This window comes from Streptomyces sp. NPDC002054 (assembly GCF_040296685.1).
In the GTDB taxonomy this organism is placed as follows: domain Bacteria; phylum Actinomycetota; class Actinomycetes; order Streptomycetales; family Streptomycetaceae; genus Streptomyces.
This window is the reverse complement of the sequence record NZ_JBEOXT010000002.1, coordinates 260,550-273,678: the sequence shown is the minus strand read 5'-3', so window position 1 is coordinate 273,678 and position 13,129 is coordinate 260,550. Positions and strand designations below refer to the sequence as shown.

The 13,129-nt window shown below is 72.3% G+C and carries 15 protein-coding genes; 4 read left to right on the top strand and 11 right to left on the bottom strand.

Features of this window, described 5'->3' with window-relative positions; genetic code table 11:
* Positions 1 to 27: 27 nt before the first annotated feature.
* A complete protein-coding gene (locus ABT123_RS02845) occupies positions 28 to 1,041 on the bottom strand; it encodes a hemolysin family protein (RefSeq protein ID WP_351308787.1) in 1,014 nt (337 codons plus the stop codon).
* Positions 1,038 to 2,393 (bottom strand): hemolysin family protein, encoded by a 1,356-nt coding sequence (locus ABT123_RS02840; protein ID WP_351308784.1) that lies wholly within the window; start codon positions 2,391 to 2,393, stop codon positions 1,038 to 1,040. Before ABT123_RS02840 ends, ABT123_RS02845 begins: the two co-directional genes overlap by 4 nt.
* A gap of 229 nt (positions 2,394 to 2,622) precedes the next feature.
* Between ABT123_RS02840 and ABT123_RS02835 the strand changes: the two genes are divergently transcribed.
* Positions 2,623 to 3,054, top strand: coding sequence for a GNAT family N-acetyltransferase (locus tag ABT123_RS02835; protein WP_351308781.1), 432 nt, complete (start codon positions 2,623 to 2,625; stop codon positions 3,052 to 3,054).
* Here the strand turns inward: ABT123_RS02835 and ABT123_RS02830 are convergent.
* From ABT123_RS02830 to bioB, 5 genes are all read right to left on the bottom strand, one after another.
* A complete protein-coding gene (locus ABT123_RS02830; RefSeq protein ID WP_351308778.1) occupies positions 3,051 to 3,737 on the bottom strand; it encodes a class I SAM-dependent methyltransferase in 687 nt (228 codons plus the stop codon). The genes ABT123_RS02835 and ABT123_RS02830 overlap by 4 nt on opposite strands.
* 69 nt (positions 3,738 to 3,806) lie before the next feature.
* Positions 3,807 to 4,895 carry an SUKH-4 family immunity protein gene (locus tag ABT123_RS02825; protein ID WP_351308775.1) on the bottom strand — a complete coding sequence of 363 codons (1,089 nt, stop codon included), beginning with the start codon at positions 4,893 to 4,895 and terminating at the stop codon, positions 3,807 to 3,809.
* 72 nt (positions 4,896 to 4,967) lie between these two features.
* Entirely contained in the window at positions 4,968 to 5,687 is a 720-nt protein-coding gene (bioD, locus tag ABT123_RS02820) for a dethiobiotin synthase (protein ID WP_351308772.1), read from the bottom strand.
* Position 5,688: 1 nt separating this feature from the next.
* Complete coding sequence (locus ABT123_RS02815) at positions 5,689 to 7,002, bottom strand: adenosylmethionine--8-amino-7-oxononanoate transaminase (RefSeq protein WP_351308769.1); 1,314 nt, start codon at positions 7,000 to 7,002, stop codon at positions 5,689 to 5,691.
* Positions 6,995 to 8,290, bottom strand: coding sequence for a biotin synthase BioB (bioB, locus tag ABT123_RS02810; protein ID WP_351308766.1), 1,296 nt, complete (start codon positions 8,288 to 8,290; stop codon positions 6,995 to 6,997). The genes ABT123_RS02815 and bioB overlap by 8 nt, the downstream gene beginning before the upstream one ends.
* Before the next feature lie 158 nt (positions 8,291 to 8,448).
* Between bioB and ABT123_RS02805 the strand changes: the two genes are divergently transcribed.
* The gene (locus ABT123_RS02805; protein WP_351308764.1) at positions 8,449 to 9,615 is read left to right on the top strand and encodes an 8-amino-7-oxononanoate synthase; all 1,167 of its coding nucleotides are present in this window, start codon (positions 8,449 to 8,451) and stop codon (positions 9,613 to 9,615) included.
* Between the two features lie 4 nt (positions 9,616 to 9,619).
* On the opposite strand, the gene ABT123_RS02800 is transcribed toward ABT123_RS02805, so the two are convergent.
* Both ABT123_RS02800 and ABT123_RS02795 read right to left on the bottom strand, forming a co-directional pair.
* Positions 9,620 to 9,838, bottom strand: coding sequence for a DUF397 domain-containing protein (locus ABT123_RS02800; RefSeq protein WP_351308761.1), 219 nt, complete (start codon positions 9,836 to 9,838; stop codon positions 9,620 to 9,622).
* A 13-nt stretch (positions 9,839 to 9,851) separates the two neighbouring features.
* Complete coding sequence (locus tag ABT123_RS02795) at positions 9,852 to 10,733, bottom strand: helix-turn-helix domain-containing protein (RefSeq protein ID WP_351308758.1); 882 nt, start codon at positions 10,731 to 10,733, stop codon at positions 9,852 to 9,854.
* A gap of 199 nt (positions 10,734 to 10,932) precedes the next feature.
* On the opposite strand from ABT123_RS02795, the gene ABT123_RS02790 reads away from it, so the two are divergent.
* Positions 10,933 to 11,379: an ATP-binding protein gene (locus ABT123_RS02790; RefSeq protein ID WP_351308755.1), complete on the top strand. Its 447-nt coding sequence runs from the start codon at positions 10,933 to 10,935 to the stop codon at positions 11,377 to 11,379.
* Between the two features lie 27 nt (positions 11,380 to 11,406).
* Here the strand turns inward: ABT123_RS02790 and ABT123_RS02785 are convergent, their stop codons facing one another.
* Both ABT123_RS02785 and ABT123_RS02780 read right to left on the bottom strand, forming a co-directional pair.
* Complete coding sequence (locus ABT123_RS02785; protein WP_351308752.1) at positions 11,407 to 11,796, bottom strand: VOC family protein; 390 nt, start codon at positions 11,794 to 11,796, stop codon at positions 11,407 to 11,409.
* Positions 11,797 to 11,842: 46 nt separating this feature from the next.
* Complete coding sequence (locus ABT123_RS02780) at positions 11,843 to 12,322, bottom strand: C40 family peptidase (RefSeq protein ID WP_351308749.1); 480 nt, start codon at positions 12,320 to 12,322, stop codon at positions 11,843 to 11,845.
* A gap of 485 nt (positions 12,323 to 12,807) precedes the next feature.
* On the opposite strand from ABT123_RS02780, the gene ABT123_RS02775 reads away from it, so the two are divergent.
* On the top strand, positions 12,808 to 13,110 hold the full coding sequence (locus tag ABT123_RS02775; RefSeq protein ID WP_351308746.1) for an urease subunit gamma: 303 nt from the start codon (positions 12,808 to 12,810) through the stop codon (positions 13,108 to 13,110).
* Positions 13,111 to 13,129: the final 19 nt, after the last annotated feature.

Genomic DNA, 13,129 nt, shown 5'->3' with positions numbered 1-13,129 from the left:
GTTACCGCGCAGTCGGCCACCCGTGGATCAGTGCGTCTTGCCGAACAGCTCGCGCAACACGTCCTCCATGGTCACCAGTCCGGCCATGGCCCCGTCCGCACCCAGCACCGCCGCCAGATGCGTCCGGCTGCGCCGCATCGCGGTCAGCACGTCGTCCAGCGGGGTGTCCGCCCGCACCTGGGCGATCGGGCGCAGCGCCGGCGGCGGGAACGGCTCGTCCCGGGCCGCCTCGTCCAGGGCGTCCTTGACGTGCAGGTATCCCAGGATCTTGCGCTGGTCGTCGACCACCGGGAAACGCGAGTACCCCGAGGACGCGGAGAGCCGTTCCAGCTGCTCGGGGGTGATGCCCAGCCGGGCCGTGACCACCTGCTCCGCCGGCAGCACCACATCCGTCACCGGCCGCCTGCCCAGCTCCAGCGCATCGTGCAGCCGCGCGCCGGCCCGGCCGTCGAGCAGCCCGGCCGCGCTGGAGTCCTTCACCATCCGCGCCAGCTCGTCGTCCGTGAAGGTCGCGGAGACCTCGTCCTTGACCTCCACCCGCAGCAGCCGCAGCAGGCCGTTGGCGAACGCGTTGATCGCGAAGATCACCGGCCGCAGCGCCCGGGTCAGCGTCACCAGCGGCGGACCCAGCACCATGGCTGTGCGCACCGGCTCGGCCAGCGCCACGTTCTTCGGCACCATCTCGCCGAACAGCATGTGCAGGTACGTTGCCAGGGCCAGCGCCACCACGAAGGAGATCGGGTGGGTGAGTCCGTGGGGGACACCGAGCAGGTCGAAGAGCGGGGTCAGCAGATGCGCGATGGCCGGCTCGGCCACCACGCCCAGCACCAGGGTGCACAGGGTGATGCCCAGCTGAGCCGCCGCCATCAGCCCCGACAGGTGCTCCAGGCCCCACAGCACGCTGCGGGCCCGCCGGTCGCCCCGCTCGGCGAACGGTTCGATCTGGCTGCGCCGGACCGAGATCAGCGCGAACTCCGCGCCGACGAAGAAGGCGTTGACGACCAGGGTCGCCAGGCCGATCAGCAACTGGACCGCGGTCATCGGGTCCCCTCCGCACCGTGCGTGCCGTCATGGCCCTCGCCCTCGGCCTCCGCGGGCGCGTGCAGCAGCACGCGTGCGGCCCGCCGCCCGCTGGCATCGACCACGTCAAGCTGCCAGCCGCCGAGCTCCAGGCTGTCGCCGACCGCCGGGATCCGGCCCAGCTCGGTCGCTATCAGCCCGGCCAGGGTTTCGTACGGGCCGTCCGGCACCCGCAGCCCGATCCGCTCCACCTGGTCGGTGCGCGCCGCGCCGACCGCCGAGTAGAGCCGGCGCCCGGCGGCGTCCGTGCCGGCCGGGGCCAGGTCGGAGGTCTCGTGCGGATCGTGCTCGTCCCGCACCTCGCCGACCACTTCCTCGACGATGTCCTCCAGGGTGGCCACCCCGGCCGTGCCGCCGTACTCGTCGATGACCACGGCCATGGTCTGCTTCCCGGACAGCCGGTCCAGTAGCCGGTCCACGGTCAGCGACTCCGGCACCAGCAGCGGTGCGCGCAGCAGGTGGGACACGGGATGGCGGTGCCGTTCGGCGGCGGGCAGCGCGAGCACGTCCTTGATGTGGACGGTGCCGACCACGGTGTCCAGGTTGTTCCGGTAGACCGGGAACCGGGACAGGCCGGTGGCCATGGTCGCGTTCGCCACGTCCTCGGCCGTGGTCTGCACGTCCAGGGCGGTCACCTGGACCCGGGGGGTCATCACGTTCTCCGCGGTCAGATCGGCCAGGTTCAGGGTCCGTACGAACAGCTCGGCGGTGTCCTTCTCGAGCGCGCCCGCTTTCGCCGAGTGCCGGGCCAGCGCGACCAGCTCCTGCGGGGTCCGCGCGGAGGCCAGCTCCTCGGCCGGCTCCAGGCCGAACCGGCGCACCATGTGGTTCGCGGTGGTGTTGAGGTGTCCGATCAGCGGCCGGAAGGCGCGGCTGAACACCCGCTGCATGGTGGCCACCCGCTTGGCGATGGCCAGCGGTGACGAGATCGCCCAGTTCTTGGGCACCAGCTCGCCGACGACCATCAGCACGACGGTCGACAGGACGGTGCCGAGGACCAGGGCGGTGGAGGAGGCGGCACCGGCGGACAGGCCCATGGCCTCGAACGGGCCCTTGAGGAGGGCGGCGATCGAGGGCTTGGAGATCATGCCGATGACCAGGCCGGTGACGGTGATGCCGAGCTGGGCGCCGGACAGCTGGAAGGTCAGGCTCCGGACGGCTGTCAGGGCACTGTCCGCCCCGCGCTCGCCGCGTTCCACGGCCCTCTCCAGATCGCTGCGCTCGACCGTGGTCAGCGAGAACTCGGCCGCGACGAACACGCCGCAGGCAAGGCAGAGCAGGAGCGCCACCAGGAGCAGAAGCACTTCGGTCATCGGTTCACCTCCATCCAATGATCATGCAGGAGGAGGAGTGGTGCGCGATGTCGGGTACTGGGAGGCTCGCCCATGGGCGGACGCTCACACCTTTCGTTCGAGTGTTCGGGTGCACTGCCGATCGCAGTGTCCCCACATGGTAAAGGACGGGCAAAGCGGCGGTGGAGCCGCGTCTCGCAGGACGGAACTCGGTGGCGTGCCCGCAGCCGGCCGTGCTTCGCTGCCGGCCATGATCGAGCCACAGATACGGACCGCAGACCCGGTCGATGCCGAAGACGTCCTCCGCTTCTGGAAGGAGGCGACCGAGGAAGGGTCCATCACGGACGACCTCGACGGCGTGACCGGCCTCATCGGCCGCGACCCCCAGGCGCTGATCCTCGCCGAGGCGGACGGCCGCATCGTCGGCTCCGTCATCGCCGGGTACGACGGCTGGCGCTGCTCCCTCTACCGGCTGGCCGTCCTGCCCTCGCACCGCCGCCTGGGCATCGCGACCCGTCTCCTCGACGCGGCCGAGCAGCGCTTCCGCGCGGTCGGCGGACGGCGCAGCGACGCGATGGTGCTGGAGGCCAACGAGCGGGCCCGGCAGACCTGGACCGCGGCCGGCTACCAGCGCCAGGACCGCTGGCGCCGCTGGGTGAAGCCCTTCCCCGACACCTTCTAAGCGGGCAGGTCTCCGAACTCGCGCCGGGCCGTGCCGATCACGCAGTACGAGGTGGGCAGCGCGGGTCCGCGCTCCGGCAGCCGGAAGGCCCGCCGCGAGGTGATCCGGAACCCGGCCGCCTCGATCGCGGCGGGCGCATCCCGCGCCGTGTGGCAGCCGCCGAACAGCCGCGGCCACACCGTCCGGTCCAGGGCCCGCTGGACGGTCGCCATGCCGCGCCCGGGAGCCACACCGTGCTCGAAGAACCGCAGCTCCGCGCCGGGCCGGAGCACCCGGTGCAGCTCGGCCAGCGCCCGCGGCAGGTCCCGTACGGTGCACAGCACCAGGGAGGCCACCGCCCCGTCGAAGGCCTCGCTCTTCACCGGGAGCGCCTCGGCGGCACCGGGCACCACGTCCACCGGGACCTCCGCGCGCAGCGCCGCCTCCGCCGCCAGCCGGCGCAGGGTGCGCTCGGGCTCCACCGCGACCACCTCGGAGACGGCCCGCGGGTAGTGGGCGAAGTTCAGGCCGTTGCCCGCGCCGATCTCGATGACCCAGCCGGACAGCCCCGCCAGCAGCTCCCGCCGCAGCTCCGCGATCCCGCCGCGGGTGTCGGCCTGCACGCTCACCCGGGCGTAGAACCGGGCGAAGAGCGGGTGGTGGACGGCATCCGGTGGCAACGGCCGGTTCGCTCGCAGGGGCATGGCACCGGACCTCCTCGAAGCGGACGGACTCCTGCCGTCAGTCTTCCCCGTGCCCGCGCCCACACCCCCCTAAAGCACCCCGCCGGCCTCGTCGTGGAACACCTGGGGCCAGTAGTGCCAGTCATCCTCGTCGTCGGTCGCCCGGCCGGGCACCGGGTCGACCGCCGCCAGCACGTCCACCATCGCGTCGGCCAGCTGGCCGTACAGGCCGTCCGTGAACCCGTGGACCTCCTCCAGAGCCTGCTCGCGCCGGTACAGCCACAGGGTGAACGCCAGGGTCGAAACATCGGAGTTGAGCGGGACCAGGCTGCCGTACCCGTGGTACCAGGCATGGACTGCGCCGGTCACGCCGTCGACGTAGACCGAGGTGTCCTCGACGAGCCCGCCGAGCGAGAACAGCGCCCGGGTGTTGGCACCCGGTATCTCCGGACCCTCCTCGGCGAACGGGGTCAGCAGCTCCTCCGGCCCGTCCAGGTAGAACATCCCGCCGTCCCTGGGCAGTCCAACGGCGGCCAGGAAACGGCGGGTCGGCTCGTGCACCAGCCCCGCCGGCAGCCGGGCGGGATCGACGCGGACCACCCCGTCGGCCCCGAACTCCTCCGCCAGCAGGGCCCCGGGCAGCTCCAGCCGCAGCCCGGCCCCCGGCCCCGCGATCAGTGACAGCGGGCGGATCACCGCGGAGAGCTCCCAGAACCGGGGTATGCCGCCCGGGCCCCAGTCCTCCTCGGCGAGAACCGACCGGAACACGGTCTCCGCCCGCGCCACCGCCGCCGGCCCCCACTGCCCGGCCAGCTCGGCGAACCGCCCCCGGAACGCCCCGAGATCCTCCACAGCGCCGAGCAGCCTGCCCAGCGCGGCCGGCGAGGGAGCCAGCTCCCGCAGCGTGCTGAGATCGGGCCGCTCCTCGTACAGCCACAGGCTGGACAGCCGCCCGGTGACCGGGTCCAGGACCACATGCTCCGCGTCCCAGTCCTGCACCCGCAGGTGCCCCACGGCCAGCCGGTCGGCCAGCCCCGGCTCGAGCAGAGCCGGATCCCCCTTGCCCTCCACCAGCCGGGCCACCGTCACGGCGGCCTCCACCGGCCCGAAGCGCATCAGATCGCTACTGCGTGGCAGTTCCCAGACCTGCACCTTGTCCGTCGCCGTGTCCGTCGCCATGTCCGTCGCCCCCTCCTCCGGCAGGTGTCCTTACCGTTCACCACCGTAGGAGAGGGCACTGACAACGCCCTCCTACGCCGGCCAGCGCCGCAGGAACTCCTCCGCCGACCAGCCGCCCCCCAGCACCGGAGCCAGCCACGAGCCCGCGCCCGCCCGGAACTCCGCCGGGGCCAGCGCACCCGCCCCGTCCGGTACGGCGCCCAGCAGCGGCACTCCCGAGACCGCCGGCAGGTCCGCCAGGTTGCAGCGGGAGGCCAGGTCCGGGGCGGCCGGCCAGCTGCCCACCACCACGCCCAGCGGTTCCAGCTCCCGTGCCCGCAGCGCTTCGGCGGTCAGCGCGGTCGAGTTCAGGGTGCCGAGCCCGGCCGGAGCCACCACCAGCACCGGCGCGCCCAGCAGCCGCGCCGCGTCGGCCAGGGTGTGCCCCGCCTCGTCGAACCGTACGAGCAGCCCGCCCGCGCCCTCGACCAGGACCAGGTCGTGCGAGGCGGCCAGCTTCTCGGCCGCCTCCGCGATCTCCTGCGGCCCCACCGGCGGCAGCCCGGAGCGCCGCGCGGCGGTGTCCGGGGCCAAGGGCTCCGGGTAGCGGACCAGTTCGACGGCGGTCACCTCCGCGCCGGCCAGCCGCACCACCTCGGCGGCGTCCCCGGGCTCGCCCGCGGCCACGCCCGTCTGCGCGGGCTTGAGCACCGCCACCGAACGGCCCGCGGCCACGGCCAGGGCCGCAACCGCCGAGGTGACCACGGTCTTTCCGATCTCGGTGCCCGTGCCGGACACCACCACGACACCCATCTCAGCCCTCCCGCGCCGCGGCGCACACCGCACGGCAGATCCGGGCCAGATCCCGGTCCGAGGTCACAAACGGCGGCATCGTGTAGACGAGGTCGCGGAACGGGCGCAGCCACACGCCCTCCCGGACCGCCGCCGCCGTGGCAGCCGCCATGTTCACGTCGTGGTCCAGCTGGACCACGCCGATGGCGCCCAGCACCCGGACGTCCCGGACCCCCGGCACCTCGCGGGCCGGGGCCAGCCCCTCCGTAAGGCCCGTCTCGATCCGCTTCACCTCCTGCGCCCAGTCCTGGCCGACCAGCAGGTCGAGCGAGGCCAGGGCGACCGAGGCAGCCAGCGGATTGGCCATGAACGTCGGACCGTGCGCCAGCACCGGCACCTCGCCCTGCGAGATGCCGTCTGCCACCCGGGGGGTGCACAGCGTGGCGGCCATCGTCAGGTACCCGCCGGTCAGCGCCTTGCCCACGCACAGCACGTCCGGGGTGATCCCGGCGTGGTCCGCCGCGAACAGGGTGCCCGTCCGCCCGAATCCGGTCGCGATCTCGTCCAGCACGAACAGCAGCCCGTACTCGTCGCACAGTTCGCGCAGCACCCGCAGATAACCGGGGTTGTGGAAGCGCATCCCGCCCGCGTTCTGGACCACCGGCTCCACGATCACCGCGGCCAGTTCGCCGGCGTGCCGGGCGATCACCGTGCGCAGGTGCTCGACGTACCCCGGATCGACCGGCGCGTCGAAGCCGCCGGGCGGGGCGTCCGCGAAGACCTGCTGCGGCAGCGCCCCCGACCACATCTCGTGCATCCCGCCCTCGGGATCGCACACCGACATCGGCTGCCAGGTGTCCCCGTGATAGCCCCCGCGCCAGGTCAGCAGCCGGGTCTTGGCCGGCTGCCCCACCGAACGCCAGTACTGGAGGCACATCTTGATGCCGACCTCGACCGACACCGAACCGGAGTCGGAGAGGAAGACGTGCTCCAGTCCGGCCGGGGTGATCTCCACCAGCTTGGCGGCCAGCCGGACGGCGGGCTCGTGGGTGAGCCCGCCGAACATGACGTGGGACATCCGGCCCAGCTGCGCGGTCACGGCCTCGTTGAGCACCGGGTGGTTGTAGCCGTGGATGGCCGACCACCAGGAGGACATGCCGTCGACCAGCTCCTCCTGCCCGTGCACTGGGGCGGCCAGCCGCAGCCGGACCCCCGAGGCGGAGGCCACGACCATCGGCTCCTGCCGCCCCGGCATGGGCGCGTACGGATGCCAGACGTGCTGCCGGTCGAGCGCGAGGAGCTCCTCGGCCGGCAGCGGGCTGTGCTGGTCAGGCATTGGGCGCGAGCTCCGTTCCGGCGCCGCGCCGGCGCACTGCCACCAGGTCGGGACGCACCTCACCGGGCGCGGCCTGCGCCGGAGTTTCGGCCTGCGCCGGAGCCTCGGCCTGCTCCGGTGCATGCGCCGCCACGGGCGTCCGCTCGGCAGCCGGTGCGTGGGAGCCGCAGCCTCCGCAGCCGGAGCCGCAGCCCGCGTCGGCCGCCGCGTCGCCCGCGGAGGAGCCGCACACCGAGCCGCCGGAGCCGTGGGATCCGCAGCCGCCGCCGGCGGACGCCACGTCCGCGCGGTGCGCGGGCAGGGTCTGCTGGCCGGCGCCCTCGACCTCGAACCCGGCGTCCGCGATCATGTCCAGGTCGGCCTGGCCGGCCTGGCCCTCGCTGGTGAGGTAGTCGCCCAGGAAGATGGAGTTGGCCAGGTGCAGGGCGAGCGGCTGAAGGGTGCGCAGGTGCACCTCGCGTCCGCCGGCCAGCCGGACCTCGACATCGGGGCAGACGAATCGCACCATCGCGAGGATCCGCAGCGCGCGCTGCGGGGTGAGGTGCCACTCCTTGGCCAGCGGGGTGCCCTCGAACGGGATCAGGAAGTTCACCGGCACCGAGTCCGGGTCCAGCTCGCGCAGCGAGTAGACGACGTCGACCAGTTCCTCGTCGCTCTCGCCCATGCCCGCGATCAGGCCCGAGCAGGCCGACAGGCCGGCCGCGTGCGCCTTCTGGACGGTGTCCACCCGGTCCGCATAGGTGTGGGTGGTCGTGATCTCCCCGTACGTCGCCTCGGACGTGTTCAGGTTGTGGTTGTAGGCGTCCGCGCCCGCGTCCCGCAGCCGCTCCGCCTGGCCGTCCGAGAGCAGGCCGAGACAGGCGCACACCTCGATGCCCTCGTTCTGCTCCTTGATCGTCTCGATGGTCTTCGAGACCCGGTCCACGTCCCGGTCCGTCGGGCCGCGCCCGCTCGCCACCAGGCAGACCCGCTTCGCGCCGCCCGCGACACCCGCGGCGGCGGCCTTCGAGGCGTCCTCCGGCTTCAGCCAGGTGTACTTGAGGATCTCCGCCTTCGAGCCCAGCCGCTGGGAGCAGTAGGAGCAGTCTTCCGGGCACAGGCCCGACTTCAGGTTGACCAGGTAGTTCAGCTTGACCCGGCGCCCGAACCAGCGCCGGCGCACCTTGCCGGCCGCGGCCACTACGTCGAGCAGTTCGTCGTCGGAGGTCGCCAGCACGGCGAGCGCCTCTTCGCGGGTCGGCAGCTCACGCCGCAGCCCCTTGTCCACCAGGGTGTTCAGCAGGTCCATGGGCCCGATCCTGGACCACACCCCCACTCCCGGCCAAGGAGAGACCGTACAAGATGGCTTGAGATGAGTGTGTGTATCACCACACCAACCACACCGGTTGCCGGCGGCTAGGGTCGGGGAAGGTCTGTGGACAGCCGACAAAACGCGAGGACCAGCCAATGGACGTGTTCGCCTGGATCGACGACGAGGCCAGGACCCGGGAGCAGGCAGGGCTCGTACGCACCCTGCGCCCCCGCCCTGCCGACTCCGGTCTGCTGGACCTCGCGAGCAACGACTATCTGGGCCTGACCCGGCACCCCGAGACGATCCGCGGGGCGCGCGAGGCCGCCGGGCGCTGGGGCGCCGGAGCCACCGGTTCCCGGCTGGTCACCGGCACCACCGAGCTCCATGCCGAGCTGGAGCGGGAGCTCGCCACCTTCTGCGGGTTCGAGGCGGCCCTGGTGCTGTCCTCCGGGTACGCCGCCAATCTGGCCGCGGTCACCGCGCTGAGCGGCCGGGGCGCCCTGGTGGTCTCCGACGCCGGCAACCACGCGTCCATCGTGGACGGCTGCCGGCTCTCCCGTGCCGAGACCGCGGTGGTCCCGCACTCCGACCCGGACGCCGCCCGCAAGAGCCTGGCCGCGCGGGCGCCCGGCACCCGGGCCCTGCTGGTCAGCGATTCGGTCTTCTCGGTCGACGGCGACGCCGCCCCGCTGACCGGGTACGCCGCGGTCTGCCGCGAGGAGGGCGCGGCCCTGGTCGTGGACGATGCGCACGGCTTGGGCGTGCTGGGCGAGGGCGGCCGGGGCGCACTGCACGCGGTGGGCCTCGCCGGTGCGCCGGGCGTGGTCGCGACCCTGACCCTGTCCAAGTCGCTGGGCAGCCAGGGCGGCGCGGTGCTGGGCCCGGCCAGGGTGATCCGGCACCTGGTCAACACGGCCCGGACCTTCATCTTCGACACCGGCCTGGCGCCGGCCGCGGCCGGTGGCGCGCTGGCGGCGCTGCGGCTGCTGGCCCGCGAACCGGAACGTGCCGGGCAGGCCCGTGCGGTGGCCGCCGAGCTGTACGAGCGGCTGACCGCGTCCGGCCTGACCGCGGCCCGGCCGGACGCGGCCGTGGTGTCGGTGCGGGCCCCGTCGCCTTCGGCGGCACTGCGCTGGGCCGCCGACTGTCGCGAGGCAGGACTGTCCGTGGGGTGCTTCCGGCCGCCGTCCGTGCCGGACGGCATTTCCCGGCTGCGGCTGACCGCTCGGGCCGATCTCACGGGGGACGAGATCTCCCGGGCTGTGGAAACGATCCTGCGGACCGCTCCGGCCGGTGCCACGGACCTGGGGGAGACGCTCTAGCGGGCTAGCGGGCGTCCGCCCGGACAGTGGCGAGGAAGCCGGTCCAGGCCGGCCCGGAGAAGAGCACGACCGGGCCGTCCGTCCGCTTGGAGTCGCGGACGGCCAGCAGGCCGCCGTCGAGGCCGGCTGCTTCCACGCAGTTGTTCATTCCGGTGCTGCGGCTGCTCCGCCGCCACCGCGCGCTGTTCGGAAGTCCGCTGGTGCGGCAGGGGGTTGCGGACACGGGGGGTGCCTCCTTACGCGTCGTCAGCGATCACGCTGATCAGATCCGACGAGTCCTGGGGCGGGAGGGCGTGCGCCTGGATGGTGCGGAATGCGGCGCTGTACGCGTCAAGGTCTTCCTTCCGCTCCAGATAGAGGCTACTCGTCAAATGGTCGAGTACCACCACATCCAGATCGGCGATGTTCGGAAATGAGAAAATTACGAACGGTCCGGTCAGGCCGAGATGACCCCCCACACTGAACGGCAATACCTGGAGCTTTACTTGGGGCAGCCGCGCCACCGCCGCCAGGTGCCGCAGCTGCTCGGTCATCACCCCCGGCCCGCCGATCTGCCGCCGCAGCACCGCCTCGTCCAGCACTGCGCTCAGCTCCAGCGGCGGATCCGCCCGGAGCACCGACTGCCGGGCCAGCCGTACGTCGACCAGCGCGTCCACCTTCGGCTCCGGCAGCCCGCCGAGCGCCGCCCGGGTCACCGCCTTCGCGTACGCGGCGGTCTGCAGCAGCCCCGGCACCACCGACAGTTCCACGGTCCGGGCGGACCGCGCTCCCGCCTCCAGGCTGATGAAGTCCCGGTACTCCTGCGGCAGCAGCCCCCGGTAGTCGTGCCACCACTCACGGCCGCGCCCGTTCTCCCGGCCGCCGGCCGGCCCGGCGGCCGAGGCCGACAGCGCCTCCAGCAGTGCGCGCTGCTGGGCGCCCACCCCTCCGTACGCGTCCAGCAGCAGCCGGACATCCTCCGGTTTCACGCCACTGCGGCCGGTCTCGATACGGCTGATTTTCGACTGGTGCCATCCCACGATCCGGGCGGCCTCACCACTGGTGAGCCCGGACCGGTCGCGCAATGCACGCAGTTCCTCGCCGAGCTTCCGCCGGCGCACCGCGGGGCCGTGCTGCATACCCGCCTCCCCTTCCACCGGCACAGCTCGCACCAGTCTGCCGTCCAAATACGCTCTCTCGTAGCAGAGTTCACCGCTTTGAGCGACAGATATATGCATATCTTGGGGAACAGCGGCAGGGGTCCCGCGAACAGTGGCAGTCTGGCGCGAAGCACAGATCCGGGGCGAATCCGCCCCGGTGGGAAAGGGACAGCGCGCCATGGCAGACCACCAGGAAGCATCCGTCACTCTGCCGAGCGATCCCGCCTCGGTGTCCGCCGCCCGCCGCTATGTCGCGGACGTGCTCAGCGAATGGGGCCTGCCGGAGGAGCATGTCACGGCCGACACCGTCCGGCTGATCGTTTCCGAACTCGCCACCAACGCCGTCCAGCACACCTTCGGCCGGTCGCCCACCTTCACGGTGGACGTCCGGCTGGAACGCGAGGAGCTGCTGCGGGTCGGGGTGACCGACAGCCACCCGCGCTGGCCCAAACGGCTCCCGGCCGCCGTCCAGCAGGACAACGGCCGGGGCATGGTGATCATCCGCTGGCTCGCCGCGGAATCGGGCGGCCGGCTGTCGGTCACCCCGACGGCCGAGGGCGGCAAGACGGTATGGATCGCCCTGCCCTGGAGCATTGGCGCCACCGCGGAATCCCAACCCTGCTGACCGCCGGCGCCCGGCCCGCCCGTACGCTCAGGCCGACCCGCGCTCCGCCGCACTGCGCTCGATGCACAATTCGTTGCCCTCCGGGTCCGCCAGGACCACCCAGCCCAGGCCGTCCGCGGTGCGCCGGTCGTCGAGGAGCCGGGCGCCGAGGGCCAGCAGCCGCTCCACCTCCTGGTCGCGGGTCCCGTCGGTGGGCTGGATGTCCAGGTGTACCCGGTTCTTGGCGGTCTTTCCCTCCGGCACCCGGATGAACAGCAGCCCCGGCACGCCGGGCTGCCCCGGCTCGAGCAGCACGTCCTCGTCGCCCTCCTTCGCCGAGCTCTCCATGGCGTAGCCGGTGACGGCCGCCCAGAACCGGGCCACCGCATAGGGCTCGAGGGCGTCGAAGGTGATGTGCCGGACGGGGTTGAGGTACACGGATCTCCTCGGACGGTGCTGGCCTGGTACGGGATCTGGCGCCGGGTCAGCGTACTCGGCCGTAGCTGACGTTGTCGGTCCAGATCTTCTCCAGCCGGACCCTGCCGCCGGGCTTGGGGGAGTGCCAGATCATGTCGTCGCCGGCGTATACGCCCACGTGGTAGACCCGTCCCCGGAACCGGAAGAAGACCAGGTCGCCCGCCAGCCGGGAGCCAGCGATTATCCGCTTCGTACGGCGGTACTGCTGGGCCGCGGTCCGCGGCAGCTTCTTGCCTGCTCGTTTGTACGAATACTGGGTCAGCCCCGAGCAGTCGAAGCTGTTCGGACCCTTGGCGCCCCACTGATAGGGCGCGCCCTGTTTGGAGGCGGCCACCCGGAGCGCTTCCCAGGCATGTGCCGTCGCGGCCTGGGCGGGCGGAGCGGCGCCCGGGGCGAGCATGGTGCCGCCGGCCACCGCGAAGGTGAGCACGGCGGTCACCCCAGCACGTCCCAGGGGGGACGGAACTGCATTCTTGAACGTGGACATCGGAACCCTTCGGTCGGGCCCGCCGGGAGGGCGGGTCTCCTGCTGGAGGGAGATCCTGGCCTAGGAATTGCCGGATTCAGGACTTTTGTTGGGCGTGTGCGCCATCATCACTTATGTGGCCCTTACGGCGTGTTGCGTGCGCCGCGCCTGCGACACTCCCGTGATCCGCCGCCCGACCAGCGGCGTTGTGCAAGCGGGGATCGGACCCCGGGCGGCAAGTCCGGGTTCGATTCCGTCCGTTCCCCCGCTGCTCCGAACGGGCGACGGCGCGGCGTGACGCCAAGTCCCGGAATGTGTACGGTCCGTATCCGGAATAGGCCACGTTGCGCCGTATACGGAGTGCCGCCCGGGGGTGGTGCAGGCCGCTGAACCGGGTGCTCGCCTGAAACGTGCGTTAACGCGACGGAAAAGCGGGGGTCCTAGCGTAAGCCGCCTGGATCCCGCAGGGCGTGTGGTGATCATGTCCATGAGACTGGGTGATACGGGTGCACTTGACACCGCACGAGCAGGAGAGACTGCTCATCCACGTGGCGGCCGACGTCGCCGAGAAGCGCAGGGCGCGCGGGGTGCTGCTCAACCACCCCGAGGCGATCGCCCTGATCACCTCGCACATCCTCGAAGGCGCCCGCGACGGGCGGACCGTGGCCGAGCTGATGGCCTCCGGCCGCACCGTCCTGACCCGCGACCAGGTCATGGACGGCATCCCCGAGATGCTCCACGACGTCCAGGTCGAGGCGACCTTCCCGGACGGGACCAAACTCGTCACCGTCCACGACCCGATCGTCTGAGCGCGAGGGGAACAACCGC

Coding starts and splice junctions, on each gene's coding strand:
- ABT123_RS02845 (WP_351308787.1), bottom strand. CDS start 1,041: ATGACCGCGGTCCAGTTGCTGATCGGCCTGGCGACCCTGGTCGTCAAC.
- ABT123_RS02840 (WP_351308784.1), bottom strand. CDS start 2,393: ATGACCGAAGTGCTTCTGCTCCTGGTGGCGCTCCTGCTCTGCCTTGCC.
- ABT123_RS02835 (WP_351308781.1), top strand. CDS start 2,623: ATGATCGAGCCACAGATACGGACCGCAGACCCGGTCGATGCCGAAGAC.
- ABT123_RS02830 (WP_351308778.1), bottom strand. CDS start 3,737: ATGCCCCTGCGAGCGAACCGGCCGTTGCCACCGGATGCCGTCCACCAC.
- ABT123_RS02825 (WP_351308775.1), bottom strand. CDS start 4,895: ATGGCGACGGACACGGCGACGGACAAGGTGCAGGTCTGGGAACTGCCA.
- bioD (WP_351308772.1), bottom strand. CDS start 5,687: ATGGGTGTCGTGGTGGTGTCCGGCACGGGCACCGAGATCGGAAAGACC.
- ABT123_RS02815 (WP_351308769.1), bottom strand. CDS start 7,002: ATGCCTGACCAGCACAGCCCGCTGCCGGCCGAGGAGCTCCTCGCGCTC.
- bioB (WP_351308766.1), bottom strand. CDS start 8,290: ATGGACCTGCTGAACACCCTGGTGGACAAGGGGCTGCGGCGTGAGCTG.
- ABT123_RS02805 (WP_351308764.1), top strand. CDS start 8,449: ATGGACGTGTTCGCCTGGATCGACGACGAGGCCAGGACCCGGGAGCAG.
- ABT123_RS02795 (WP_351308758.1), bottom strand. CDS start 10,733: ATGCAGCACGGCCCCGCGGTGCGCCGGCGGAAGCTCGGCGAGGAACTG.
- ABT123_RS02790 (WP_351308755.1), top strand. CDS start 10,933: ATGGCAGACCACCAGGAAGCATCCGTCACTCTGCCGAGCGATCCCGCC.
- ABT123_RS02780 (WP_351308749.1), bottom strand. CDS start 12,322: ATGTCCACGTTCAAGAATGCAGTTCCGTCCCCCCTGGGACGTGCTGGG.